General features: G+C 35.6%; 12 protein-coding genes. 10 read left to right on the top strand and 2 right to left on the bottom strand.

Features of this window, described 5'->3' with window-relative positions; genetic code table 11:
* The first annotated feature begins 108 nt into the window (after positions 1–108).
* The 5 genes from Cyrtocomes_RS00655 (at position 109) to Cyrtocomes_RS00635 (ending at position 4,619) form a co-directional block, all read left to right on the top strand.
* Complete coding sequence (locus tag Cyrtocomes_RS00655) at positions 109–231, top strand: hypothetical protein (protein ID WP_322497284.1); 123 nt, start codon at positions 109–111, stop codon at positions 229–231.
* Between the two features lie 11 nt (positions 232–242).
* Positions 243–1,067 (top strand): divergent polysaccharide deacetylase family protein, encoded by an 825-nt coding sequence (locus Cyrtocomes_RS00650; RefSeq protein ID WP_322497283.1) that lies wholly within the window; start codon positions 243–245, stop codon positions 1,065–1,067.
* An 86-nt stretch (positions 1,068–1,153) separates the two neighbouring features.
* Positions 1,154–2,437 (top strand): hypothetical protein, encoded by a 1,284-nt coding sequence (locus Cyrtocomes_RS00645; RefSeq protein ID WP_322497282.1) that lies wholly within the window; start codon positions 1,154–1,156, stop codon positions 2,435–2,437.
* Positions 2,438–2,524: 87 nt separating this feature from the next.
* Positions 2,525–3,040, top strand: a complete 516-nt coding sequence (gene ppa / locus Cyrtocomes_RS00640; protein WP_322497281.1) for an inorganic diphosphatase — start codon at positions 2,525–2,527, stop codon at positions 3,038–3,040.
* 88 nt (positions 3,041–3,128) lie between these two features.
* Positions 3,129–4,619, top strand: a complete 1,491-nt coding sequence (locus tag Cyrtocomes_RS00635; protein ID WP_322497280.1) for a hypothetical protein — start codon at positions 3,129–3,131, stop codon at positions 4,617–4,619.
* Positions 4,620–4,629: 10 nt separating this feature from the next.
* Here Cyrtocomes_RS00635 and ispG read toward each other — a convergent pair whose 3' ends face one another.
* Positions 4,630–5,823, bottom strand: a complete 1,194-nt coding sequence (gene ispG / locus Cyrtocomes_RS00630) for a flavodoxin-dependent (E)-4-hydroxy-3-methylbut-2-enyl-diphosphate synthase (protein ID WP_322497279.1) — start codon at positions 5,821–5,823, stop codon at positions 4,630–4,632.
* Positions 5,824–6,061: 238 nt separating this feature from the next.
* Between ispG and Cyrtocomes_RS00625 the strand changes: the two genes are divergently transcribed.
* The 4 genes from Cyrtocomes_RS00625 to gltX all read left to right on the top strand — a co-directional run bounded on the left by Cyrtocomes_RS00625 (position 6,062) and on the right by gltX (position 10,894).
* Positions 6,062–6,676: an RNase A-like domain-containing protein gene (locus Cyrtocomes_RS00625; RefSeq protein WP_322497278.1), complete on the top strand. Its 615-nt coding sequence runs from the start codon at positions 6,062–6,064 to the stop codon at positions 6,674–6,676.
* A gap of 95 nt (positions 6,677–6,771) precedes the next feature.
* The gene (locus Cyrtocomes_RS00620) at positions 6,772–8,184 is read left to right on the top strand and encodes a hypothetical protein (RefSeq protein WP_322497277.1); all 1,413 of its coding nucleotides are present in this window, start codon (positions 6,772–6,774) and stop codon (positions 8,182–8,184) included.
* Positions 8,185–8,872: 688 nt separating this feature from the next.
* Positions 8,873–9,259 carry an HU family DNA-binding protein gene (locus tag Cyrtocomes_RS00615; protein WP_322497276.1) on the top strand — a complete coding sequence of 129 codons (387 nt, stop codon included), beginning with the start codon at positions 8,873–8,875 and terminating at the stop codon, positions 9,257–9,259.
* A 291-nt stretch (positions 9,260–9,550) separates the two neighbouring features.
* Entirely contained in the window at positions 9,551–10,894 is a 1,344-nt protein-coding gene (gltX, locus tag Cyrtocomes_RS00610) for a glutamate--tRNA ligase (RefSeq protein WP_322497275.1), read from the top strand.
* A 454-nt stretch (positions 10,895–11,348) separates the two neighbouring features.
* Here gltX and Cyrtocomes_RS00605 read toward each other — a convergent pair whose 3' ends face one another.
* Entirely contained in the window at positions 11,349–11,639 is a 291-nt protein-coding gene (locus tag Cyrtocomes_RS00605; RefSeq protein WP_322497274.1) for an IS1 family transposase, read from the bottom strand.
* A 140-nt stretch (positions 11,640–11,779) separates the two neighbouring features.
* Here Cyrtocomes_RS00605 and Cyrtocomes_RS00600 point away from each other — a divergent pair, with 140 nt between their 5' ends.
* Positions 11,780–12,340, top strand: a complete 561-nt coding sequence (locus tag Cyrtocomes_RS00600) for an IS1 family transposase (protein ID WP_322497273.1) — start codon at positions 11,780–11,782, stop codon at positions 12,338–12,340.
* The last annotated feature ends 112 nt before the right edge of the window (positions 12,341–12,452 follow it).

Raw genomic sequence — 12,452 nt, 5'->3', positions numbered from 1 at the left:
TTCATAAAAATGATAAAATAGACTTGTAATCTAGGCAAATGCAATACAAATATTGCAAGAGTAAAATATTTGAGATAACAGTAAATCTATATTTATTGGGGTGATTGTATGTCTAGATTTACTGTTTTTATATTAATTTTTTCCGTTATTGCATTTGGTTTGGGGTTTTATTATGTGGCTAATATAGATCTTAGGCCTGAGCAGTCTCAAGTTATAGAAGAGATAAAATAAGAGTTCTATGTATGAATAGACTTAGATATTATGTGATTGCCGCTTTTATCTTCTTTGTTTTTATTTCTTTTTTTGTATTCAGGGCTGGAGATAATGAAATGCCTGTTCATATTCCCAATAATACAAAAGCTCAAAAAATTAAGAAGGATGGTGGTCGTAGAATTGCAGTTATAGTTTCAAATCTTGGGCATATAGAAGAGAACATAGAATATCTAAAAGGAAATTTTAGTAAAAAGGTTACTTTAGGGTTTTCGCCTTATACAAAAAGTTTAACTGGTGTTACTTCTTCTTTGAAAAGTGAAGGGTGGAACTCTCTCATACTTATGCCTATGCAACCTGCTAATTATCCGCTTGATAATTTAGGGCCGTATTGTCTTTTAGATAATATTCCGGATGTAGAAAATCATTCTAGAATGGAGTGGATAATGGATAAGATATCTTTTTCTGAAGGGGTATATTTAAATACAGATCAAATTTTTACCTTATCAAGTGATGATACAATGTGGTTCTTGAAGGGTATGGAAATAAAATTAGACGAGCTGGGTAGGAAGATTATGATGATGTATTATGACACTAATGATATTCATTTTATTGAAAAATATTATGAAAAGTTGAGCTTAAGTGCGATTAATTTATTAAAAATAGATGTTGCAATAGAAAGAAATGCTACTGATCAAGAGATTAATCAAGCATTTGGATATGCGGAACTTATATCAAGTTCCAGGGGGTTAGCAGTAGTTATATGTGATTCAAAACTTAATATACTACAGCAACTTAAAAAATGGATGGGGCAACTAGATGGAAAAGGGATTGAGCTAATTTCGGTGCTAGAGTAGTTAAAGAGTTAAGTCATATAATAAAGTTTGAGATGTTGCGGTAGGTCTATTACCTTAGATTGTATATCGTATTTAGTTAATTTCTCATGCAATCAAGATCAGGAATGCAAACAGCTAATAAACCAATTAATATATTTGATGAATATATTATTAAAGGAGGGCTTCCTAAGTTTGCTGCGCAGCAACAGAAAGGATATGTAGCTATGGCCACTGATTTAGCATCTAGAGCTATAGGCGGTGCTGATTTAGCGGGTGCAGTTTCGGTATTATATAAGGCCCTCCATAATAAATTAAGTGATGCAGCAATTGATAAAATAGATGCTGCAGGTATTATGGAGTTTAAAGAAGCGCGCCAAGAATTAAAAAATGAATACGAAAATTTCCATAAGCTTATTGAAGTTCTATGCAATGGGGTTGAGGATATTGATAAAAAGGACTTAAAGCAAATTTGTGATGTGCTTGTTAATGGGGCAAAGACAATAGATGGAAGTGAGCTAGAGGTAGATGTTATAAAGGGCGTGCTAAACAATGCTGCAAAAACGGTTGAGCGTACGGCTGGTGAAATAGAGCTTAAGCAGAAACTCGCTAAGTTAGATGGTACGCTTAAATCTTATAGTGTTTCTATTTCAAAAATTGATTCTAAGGTGCCAAAAACCTTTGTTGAGCACGTAGTAGGTAAACCATTTCGCGATATAGTTGGTGCTGCACGCGGTGTTTTTCATGCATTATATAAAAATCCATTTAGAAGCAAAGATGAGCTTGCAAATTCTAATGATAAAAAGATCTCAGAGCTAGATGAGATGGCGGCGGGTTTTAAGGCCCTTGAAGATAAGTGGCTTAGTATTCATAAAAAAATTTTGGAGCTTTGTAAGCTTCCTTCTATTAGGGAAAGTGAAAGAGTGATAGAGGAACTTAAAAATGGTGATGATGCAGTGAAGGAAGAGAAAATAAATAAGCGTCAAGAGAAGATAGATCGCGTAAATAAACTTAATGAAGAAATTGCAAATGATACAAAAGAGTTGCAAAGTAATCTTAAAACCTTGCAAGATTTCCTTTCAAGGCAAAAAGAGGATAAGCCCTTAAAGGAGTTGGCAGTTAAATTATTAGCCAATGTATTAACTATGGCAATTAAGATGGTAATTGGGCTTGGGGAGTATATAAGGTGTGGCGCTGTTGATAATCGTATGCTTATGCACATAAGGACGGAGGTTGGGCAAGCGATTTCTAGCAGCCGAGGGTGCTATAGAGTTGATTCTAGTCAATTGGTGGATAATGAAGGGGCAGAGTCATTAGGTGCTAGATCAGTTAAAGATCTTAGAAAGTGGAAAGACGAGGTAGGGGAAAAGCGTAATGCAGGACAGAGTAGGTAATAATTTATGTATTATCATAGTCATTCTTGAGTTTTAGTTATTTATGTATATTTTCACTGATTAATCACGAATTTATATGCAGTGACAATGTATTATGATAAAATTCCGGTTGGGAAGAGTTTGCCAGATGAAGTTTTTGCAATTATAGAAATTTCATCAGATTCTTCTCCTATCAAATATGAATTCAATAAGGAATATGGCTGCCTTGTGGTGGATAGGTTTATAGCTACTGGTATGAGGTATCCGTGTAACTATGGGTTTATACCGCATACTTTTGGTGGAGATGGTGATCCTCTTGATATATTGGTAGTGAGTAGTTACGGTATCCTTCCTGGTAGTATTGTGCCTTCAAGGCCGATTGGTGCGCTGGTTACAGAAGATGAGGGGGGTATGGATGAGAAGGTCATAGCTATTCCCGTTAAGGATTTTGAAATGTTGGATGTACGCTCAGTTACCGATCTTTCGAGCTCATTAATCAAAAAAATAGAACACTTTTTCTCTAATTATAAAAATATGGAACCTGGCAAATGGGTAAAGGTTTCAAAATGGATTGATAAAGAAGAGACTTTGCAGTTAATAAAATTGTGTTTGCAAAAGAAATAATTCAATAATTAAGTCATATAATAAAAGTTGTCCTATTGTGGTAGGTGCCTTACCCTGAATTGTATATTATGGATAATATGTGTATTTTATGCAATCAGGGCAAGAGTTAGGCTATAAGCAGGATGAAGCTATTGATTATCAAATGCAATCACTGAAGAGTAAGCTGATGATTTATGGTGATAGCTTTTTAAAAATTAATTCTCATGAAAAAACTATGGTTGATATTCTTCAACCATTTTATGATATATTATGTAATGTAAGTGCTGTGTGGGGTGCGCTGGTTAAAAGTGGGGGCTCCGCAAAGGCTAGTGATGAGGCAAAGCTTCGTGAAATAGCTGCTCATTTTAAGAAGCTTGAAGATCGGTGGTTTGCCTATAAGGGGAAATGTGAGGAATTGTCTGCGCTTCCTAATGCTAAAGTAATATCAAAAAGTATCAAAGACCTTGGTTCCAAGTTGGGAGACCAGGATAGTATGCGGACTCAGATAAAGGAAGAATTGAGAGTGAAACAAAGAATGGAAATGATAATTAAAGATGTTCTGAAAGCTAGTGATGAATTTAACAAAGAGAAAGAGAGGATTGGAGTTAAATTTAATAAAGTGAAAGAGGAGTTTGAGGCTGAATTTAATAAAGTGAAAGAGGGGTTTGAGGCTGAATTTAACGAAGTGAAAGAGAGGATTCCTGAGGGATTTAGCCTAATTGAATGGAGTGCTGCGCTAGGAACGAAAGCTGCAATGGAAATGATAAGTAAGCAGGGCAGAAGTGTGCTTGAAGGGAATAAGAGGATTCTTGATGGGAAGAAGAGAATTCGTGAATGGAATAAGAGAATTAGTGAATGGAATAAGAGAATTAGTGAATGGAATAAGAGAATTAGTGAATGGAATAAGAGAATTCGTGAGACGATAGCTAATGAGAAGGAGATGATAGCTAAGGAGGGGGAGATAATGGTTAATGAGATAGCTAAGGAGGGGGAGATAATGGTTAATGAGATAGCTAAGGAGGGGGAGATAATGGTTAATGAGATAGCTAAGGAGGAGGAGATGATAGCTAAGTTGGAGTATATAGTTGCTGTGAGGGATGCGATATACGGGTATCTATACGAACTATACAGTAAAGCCCTCTATCAAATAATTGCGAGTACTCAACAACCAGTAATTGATGAGCTACAAATTAATACTCAATTAAATCAGATGATTGAGCAGCGTACTCAAGCGATAGAAAAACAAATGTCTGAACTTCAAGCTCAGGCAGGGCGTGTTAAAGAGCTTCAGGAAGGTATGACTAATGATACACGCATGTTGCAAACTGAGCTTCATGTATTACAAACTTTTCTTCGTTCACAACGAAGGCAAGATAACTCTTTGAGGGATGCGGTTATTCAATTGTTATCTGATGTATTACTATTATTACCTAAGATAATATCTGGGCTTATTCAATATAATAGGTCCGGTACTACTGATGCTACAGTGCTTGATAGTTGCAGGGCGCAGGTTGGAGAATTAATCAGTAATCAGCCTGTTGGTAGTCGGTCCATAGATGCACTTAATGAATATGCAGCAAGTCGTACCCACGGTAGGTAAAAAATATACCTTACTGACCAAAGCGCTCTTCTATGTAAGACATTAATACTTTTATGAATTGCTTAGACAGATCCTTACCTTTTAGTGTAAATTTTCTTTGGCCATCTATAAAGACTGGGGCGGCTTTATCTTCTCCGGCGCCAGGCAAACTAATACCTATATCTGCATGTTTGCTCTCACCAGGTCCATTTACAACACATCCCATAACTGCAATATTAAGATTTTCTACTCCTGGATATTTTTTCTTTAGTGCTGGTAATGAGTTTGTAATAAAATCTGAGACATCTGAAGATAGCTCTCTAAAAAACTCACCACTAGTTCTGCCACATCCTGGGCAGGAGATTACTTTAGGGGAGAAGGCGCCCATGCCTAAGGATGCTAGGACCTGATTGCAGACCGTCACCTCTTCCGTGCGCGCGCTACCAGGTTTGGGAGTAATAGAGCATCTTATTGTATCACCTATTCCTTGTTGTAATAATATTGATAATGCGGCAGTACTTTGTATTATTGCATGTAATCCCATACCGGCCTCAGTGAGTCCTAGATGCAATGGATACAGAGATTTATCAAATAGCTTTTTATATATTCTAATAAGAGGCTGTACCTCACTTACTTTTGCGCTAACTATTATTTTATTTTGTTTAATGCCAAATTCTTCTGCTTTTTGAGCGCTTATTAACGTAGAGGCAACTATAGCTTCTTCCATAACATCAGATGAGGATAATGGGGTTTTAGAGATGGCATTGTCATCCATCATTTTAGATAAAAGTTCTTGATCTAGACTACCCCAGTTCACGCCTATTCTTATAGGTTTTTCATTTTGTGCGGCAATTTCTAGAATCTCCTCAAAATTTCTGTCTCTCTTTGTGCCAAATCCTACGTTCCCTGGATTTATTCTATATTTATCAAGGACTTGTGCGCAATCTATATTGTTTCTTAATAATAAATTTCCATTATAATGAAAGCAGCCAACTAATGGTACATCTGCTTCTTTCCTTACTATATCCCTAATGTAGGGTATGGCAGCTGCTGCCTCCTTATCATTCACTGTTACCCTTACTATTTTTGATCCTGCAAAGAATAAATCTAATATTTGACGGGCAGTTGCCTTAACATCAGATGTTGGGGTATCCGTCATTGATTGAACTATAACTGGATTGGCGCCGCCAATTTTTACGTTCCCTACTTCTACTGTATATCTCATAAGCTTATAACTAAGTATATGTTGTCAATTTTAGATAGATCTCTAAATGTAAGCTATAATCTCTTAATAAACGTCTCAAAGTATCGCTGCTAGGAAGCTATATATAATTCTGCATCATGAATCAATCAATAACATTCTAAAAATTTTTAAATACAGTTGAAGTGATATAATATTTATACCATTTAAAATTGAGTATTGCTCGATATAATTTACTCTTATGTTGTAATAGGTAAAGTATATGTTTATAAATTTTTTGACCATAACTTCTATACTTGCGTTTGGCGGTGTTAAGTTAGGTGATTCAAATTTATTCCGTGCCCCGCTTTGTAAGGAAATGCACTTGGTATACCATACACATCAATGTCATAAATCTAGATTAGCTTTGCGTCCTTTAAATAAATCAACATGTTGCGCTAATGCAGCATTGAGTAGCGTAAGCAAGATATCAAGGTTATACAATATCACGCAACATAGTATCTGTAATTGTAATAAAATTAACAAAAATATCTCTATTTCTTATAAGCAGCTACTTGCTAATTACAAAGCTGGAGATGTGGCAAGCTCATATTATAATAGGAAAATAGCAGAAGAAGCTATAAAGGCCGCTTTTTTGGTAGATGGCGGTAAAATACAAAGATGGGTTGCTGATGAAAATTCACAAGAAGTACTTATTATGAAATATATCGCAAATAAAGATGTTGGGTATGGTATAAACCCTAGGACGGGTTCTATAATAAAAATGAGGGGAGTAGCGCTAGTTTTAAAAAAAGAAAAGAAATGTGAGTTAAAGATAGAGGCATGTTACCCTATTGATGCTTCTAAAATTGATAAGCAAGATTCAGCGGTTATGTAATAAAATTTACCAAATTTATATAATATATCTTATATAAATTAATGGCTTGCTGCGGTCTTGGGATAGATATATATAGCAATATCTACATCTTATGAATGGATTCGTTGTATATGCCGCTAGTAGCAAAGAAATATGATACAAAAATTGTAAGCAATAATTTTATAAATGCATTATGGGCGCTTGGATATCGGACTGAAGATAGCTGGGTGGCATTTATACAGATGATGTGTATTAGTGGTATTTTTGGAAGCCCTATACCAAAGCTAGTGGATTATGATCAGGCTATACGTTTACTTAATGATCCAATGTTACTATTAAGCAATGATGCTGCTCAAGAGGCGTCACATCTTTCTGTGGCAGCTTATTTAGAAGCAATAGATGAATTGGGGCAAAAGCGCTGGAAGGAGCTACGCGGCGCCGGGGAGCGTCAGCAATCTCCTGGTGATCATAAGCTCTCTGAACATTTGGAGTATATAACTAGTCTATTAAAACGTCTTGGGATGGTTGATGAGATATTTCCTGAAGATGATAAATTTGGCAAAATTACGGCATTTTTAAATCTTGGTGCGGCGCAGGATACTGTAGAGGAAAGAACTTGTTACTTAAAGCGGTTGATAGATTACCAGAAGGTTTTATATCCTCTTTCTGAATCAAAGGTATATCTTCTTGGTGGGAATCGTAAGTTATGGCCAGAAACATCACTCACTACAAATTCATCTAAGCCGTTGGTTAATGGTGAGCCTTTAGCATTACAACTAGTTGCTGAACGTATTTATTCTAAGTATTTAGTTGGGGAGGTTAAGGATTTAGATCTCATAGAAATTATAAAAAATGCTGGAATAGACAGAGACATTGCAATTGCTGGTATTGCAAAAATAATTCAGGAAAAAATTGTAGATCGGGTATTTGCCTGCATGAAAAATGAGGTAATAAGATCTAGGGCGGAAATTGTTTCAGAGGTAGAAGGGAAATATAACATATCCTGGCCAACAGAATCAGACCTACAAGCTAAAATAGCGGTATTATATGGTATATATGATGCTATTGTTGTAATGGGTGAAAAGAACCAAGGTCTTGATCGTCCAGATACGATGTCTACTGCAGAAAAGTTTGCTGATGTGTTTGCGGCGGAGCATCGTAATGATCTCATTTGCGTTGTATCTAATCAGCCGTTTGCAAAACGTCAGTCACTCCTTTTTGTAAAGCAATTATATAGCAAAGTTGGGAATCCGCTAGACACTATTGTTACTGCTGCAGGTAAAAATCAAGGTAATGATGTAGTTCAATTAGGTGTACAGGAATTTTTGTCTTATATACATGCCGCGACTGATATTGCTAAATCTGGTGCTTTAGAAGATTATGTCAATGAAGAGCTAGATCATGAATTTTATGTTAGTATTGGTGGTTCTACTAATAGTACTGACAATACTGGTACTTTGGAAAATAATGTCGAGTTGGGTAATGAATCTTGCGTTGGTGGCGCTGCTGATGGTGCTGACAATGTTTAATGCTAAAAATTTAGAGTAATGAGGCCTAAATTTATATTAGGCCTCAGAGGTTCGATTTGTTGCGTACATTGTGCTGTAACGCTTGGTATTGGGTAATTTATGTAAATTTGATGTAACTTGTTGATTATTCTGACTTTCGCTGCAGTTTTTTTACAATAAATTTATTGATCGGCTTTTATCGGTTGTCTCATTTTATAGCTAAGCGGATTAAGTAACTTACTCATATACAAATGATTTGGTGGATTCTAGATCTCGTGGAAATCTGTTATATTTATTTATGCCTTGATAGCTAGCTTATAATAGGTTGCTACTATAACAGTTTGCTACTATAACAGTTTGCAATTATCTGTCCTAATAAATCCTTTGTATATACGTCTTTTTATTAAATCAGCGTTTATAAGGGTATACGTTCACGTGTTATTAGATAAAAACATATTTATATTAAAAAATTAAAATATAAACAAAATACAATCTTTAGGTGTGTAACAAGGCGCGCAGAAGTAATATATACTTTATATAATAAGTAGATATCCATCTTTTTTAATTGAGATTTATTAAATAGTCCTTATACTTAAAATTGTATTTATGTAAAGAAACTAGCTAGGCGACCTAATTTAATAGTAGTTAGCTATTGAATTTGTTGGTTATATGTATTAGTCTTCTATCGTTGTAGTTTTTGATTTTTATTATGTCTGTTAATTCACTAAGCCATGTGGGGGGGCATGTAACAGCGGCTAATCTTAGAGGTGCGCATGCGGCTGTTGGCTCTGTCACTGGTGGGGTAGTCAGTAGATTGTCTATAGAAAAGGCCTTGAAAGAAAAAAATCCGGATATGACACCTGATATGATATATAAGGTGTTGGATGTATTTTTTAGTGAGCTGTCTGCTGCGCTTATATGTGGAGATAGGGTGGAGCTTAGGGGGTTTGGTTCTTGGATTGTCAGAAAAAGAAAGAAAAAAGTTGTTCGTAATCCAAAGACAAATGATAAGCTTTTAGTAGGTGATAAAGGTTCTTTGTATTTTAGGGCCAGTAGGGAGCTTATAGGCAGGGTAAATGGAGCCCAGGAAGGGTAGACCATCTATAATGATTTTAAAAGTAATGTATAAGTAGCGCTTTTTGGTTAGTTACGTATTAGTTTGGTGTTTTGTCTAGTTAGGATATTTAGCTACTATATATGTTAATCGTGTAATGGCTTCTAGTGATGGTTTTGTTTTGCAGAGGCTTTTGTTGATGGTTTATGTTAGTGGCGTAAAGGGGCTGTCTGGTTTTTTTTTCTAGGTTATTGCTCTATGTCTGTACTAATAAGCTTTTTAACTTTATAAAAAGCTGTGTGCGAATGGTTGGAAGTTATAAGTCGAGTTAACATGAGTGTTTTAGTAAGATTTGCCCCAAGTCCTACAGGTTTTTTACATGTTGGAAATATAAGGATAGCTTTGGTAAATTGGTTGTTTGCAAAAGCTATAGGTGGCAGTTTTTTACTTAGAATAGATGATACTGATACCAAGAGATCAGAACTTAGGTATGTAGAGCAAATTAAGGAGGATCTTTCTTGGCTTGGTCTTGTTTGGGATGATATTAAATTCCAATCTAAGAGGATGGATAGATATGATGAATGCAAAGATTTTTTAATAAAATCTCGCAGGTTATATCCGTGTTATGAAACTAAGGAAGAGCTTGAGGTTCGAAAGAAGCTTTTGTTAAAGAGTAAAAAGCCGCCAATATATGATAGAGCGGCACTGAGGCTTGCTGAAAATGAAGTAAAAAAACTAGAGCAAGAAGGCAGGAGGCCGCATTGGAGATTTTTTATAGATCATTCTGAAAAAATAGTACTAAAAGATGAAATAAAAGGTGATGTAATATTTGATCCTTCTAAGATTAGTGATCCAATTCTTATCAGGGAAGATGGCTCTATGACATACATATTTGCCTCCGTTATAGATGATATCGATTTTAATATAACCCATATCATAAGGGGTGAGGATCATTTATCAGGTAGTGCGATACATGCTAACTTATTTAAGGCATTAGGTGCTGCGCAGATGCCAAATTTTGCTCATATTCCCCTAATGAGGTCAAAGTATGGTGAAATTTCTAAGAGATATGGCAGTATATTTGGCATAAAATCCTTAAGAGAATCTGGTATAAGTGCTAAAGCAATAATAAACCTTTTAGCTAAATTAGGTACGTGTGATGAAGTAAATTACTCCTATGGGGTGAAGGACTTGATATCGCAATTTTCATTCAAGAAGTTTAGCCAATCTTGTGTTCTTTATGATGAAGATGAGTTAACTAAATTGAATGAAAAGGTGATGCATAATATGCCGTATAAAGAGGCGCTAATTTTAATGAAAGACTTTGATTTTGACATAAGTGAAGAAATTTGGGAGGCTGCAAAAAGTAATATATCCAATATTCGAGATATATTGCTTTGGAAGAGGATTTGTCAGGAAAAACTAATGCCGAAAATTCTAGATATAGAGTATACAATGGGTGTAAGTGAAATTCTACCTGAAGAACCTTGGGATTCAAATACATGGCAAGAACTATTATCAAAAACGAAAAAGTTGTTTAATAAAAAGGGTAAGGAGCTCTTTTTGCCGATCAGATTAGCGCTTACTGGAGTTGATGACGGCCCTGAGCTTCAAAAGTTGTTGCCACTAATTGGTAGGAAAAGGTGTTATGAGAGGCTTAGAGGGAATGAGAGTTAGGTTCTGCTCTTGTTTAACGTTTAATAAGGCTGCCGCTTTTAAATATTTTTTTACAAGAAGCATGGAATTTTGGTAGATTTATAGCTAAAGCTGTATAAAAAGATTACATCAATTTTATATCTTGCATCAACCTATGCTTTCTTTGGCAGTGTTTGCTATAGATATAGCTTTGATCCTTGTTAAAGAAATATAAGAATTGTTAAACGCGGGATTTTTTGGCATTTGCTAGATCGTTTTGGATTTATCTCATAGCGATGAATTGAAATTTCCCACAAAACTAATAGCTATCCATAATGAACTCTGCTTTCTTTTTTACGTATCTCTCTACGGATTGCCTGTTCTGGCGTTATAATGTTTTATAAGCTTTTTCTCCATAAATTATTATCCTCGTAATTCTCTGAGATCAAACAATTAGGACTAATATGAGGTATTGTCATGCATAGATAGATAGGCTCTAAACATCCACATAGCCATCCTGAGCATAACATTTGGAGTAACGTTTCTTATTAATCGAGCCCCTTAGACTCGGGTTTTTAGTTTCTATCGAGCAAGTTCCAGCTTTATCTGCTATATGCTTGATTCTCTTTGGTATTATTTTGTTATAACTGTAATTTCCATCTGTAGCTATGATTCTGATATTATGATGCTTTACTTGTAATTCTTTTGCAGATCCAGCGGATCCATTTCCTATATAATGTGCAATAATCTCATTTCTGTTCCTATCAAGCCAAATTCGTATGCGCAAGTCTTTTTTTAGAGAGACTTCACATTTAGATTGGTTTCAGATGATCATCTGAAACCAGTTACAAAAGTGAAGATACGCATAAGAATGGCCATGTGCGCGGGATTCAGCGCTATAAATATAAAGCATGTGACTTGAATTTTGTGAAGGGAGATCGTCGGTATAAACGTGAAACGGCAGTCAAAAAGGCTCTTTGCGTGATCCTCTACAGCCTTGGGAAAGCCTCATTTTCCATGAAAAGTCTTAAATCACTCGCCCATTTATCGGTGGATCGTAGAGGCCAAGACCCCAGAACCCAGCATTTCTGGCAGATATCTAGGAGACAGAGTTCGATGAAATGTAGCATTTTCTTCAAAAAAAGTCAAAAACTCTGGGTCATCAAGGATCGTAGCAGAACTATTGCCTGTGTTACAGGGGATGCTACAACGTTCAAGCGACTTTTTGAGAAAGTAGAGAGTCTGGAAAATTGCCGATTTTACACGGATGATTGGGATGCATTTGCCAAAATTTTGCCTAAAAATCGCCATGTTATCGGCAAATCAGGAACCGTATGCATTGAGCATAATAACAGCAACACAAGGCATGACCCGCCGCACAAAAATTGTATCCAAAGAAGAGGAAATGGTTACTATAAAGCTCTGGTGCGCTCTTACAACACCGGAGATTTTTCAGCATTATCAGGATATATTATTATCTATCTTTAGGTGAAAACTCTCAAAAATTGATGATCAAAAATTAAGTCAATATGTTGAGGCGCATCCAGATTCCTTTTTATCAGAAATAGCAAAAGAGTTTACTGCACAAGGCATATTTTAT

Source organism: Candidatus Cyrtobacter comes (genome assembly GCF_034470605.1).
Taxonomy (GTDB): Bacteria; Pseudomonadota; Alphaproteobacteria; order Rickettsiales; family Midichloriaceae; genus Cyrtobacter; species Cyrtobacter comes.
Note: the sequence above shows the minus strand (reverse complement) of the source record. Positions and strands in the feature narration are given on the sequence as shown.